Below are 684 nucleotides of genomic sequence, written 5' to 3' on the forward strand. Positions count from 1 at the left end.
GTGAGCTGGCAGCCGGTGACCGGCGATCGCTTCCTGCTGCCCCAGGGCAGCTACGAGGCGGATACCATCCAGGTACGCCAGACCGACGGCGCGGGCAACGTAAGCGAATCCGGCAGCATCGCGGAGGCGATCAGCGTGGTCACCATGCCGCCGCCCTCGCCGATAGCCACTCTGGTCGGTGAAGGACCGATCACCAACGACGCCACGGTGGACGTCGACGGCATTCTCGACGGCGCTACCTGGGAGTACACGCTGGACGGCGGCGCCACCTGGCTGGCGGGCACCGGAGCGAGCTTCGAGCTGCCGGAAGACAGCTACGCCGCCGGCACCGTGCAGGTCCGCCAGACCGACGGCGCGGGCAACGTGAGCACCCCCGCCCGGGTCGGCGCGGTCGTGATCGATCTGACTGCCCCGGAATCCCCGACGGCCACGCTTGCCGATGAAAGCCCGATCACCAACGACGGCACCGTCAACGTCGGCAACCTCGAGCCGGAGGCCACCTGGGAGTACTCGCTCGATGGCGGCGACAGCTGGCTGATCGGTACGGGCACGAGCTTCACATTGCCCCAGGGCGACTACGGGATCGGCGACGTGCAGGTGCGCCAGACCGACCGCGCCGGCAACGTGAGCGAGCCTTTCGAGCTGGGCATTGCCGTGACCATCGACCTGACCGCCCCGGACGCA

The 684-nt window shown here is 69.2% G+C and carries 1 protein-coding gene; it reads left to right on the plus strand.

The features are described 5' to 3' along the window. Nucleotides 1–684, plus strand: a 684-nt coding sequence (locus ACGK9R_RS17185; protein WP_394583547.1) for a hypothetical protein, incomplete at both ends; no start/stop codon positions are given.

Source organism: Halomonas sp. HNIBRBA4712 (assembly GCF_043558675.1).
Classification (GTDB): domain Bacteria; phylum Pseudomonadota; class Gammaproteobacteria; order Pseudomonadales; family Halomonadaceae; genus Vreelandella.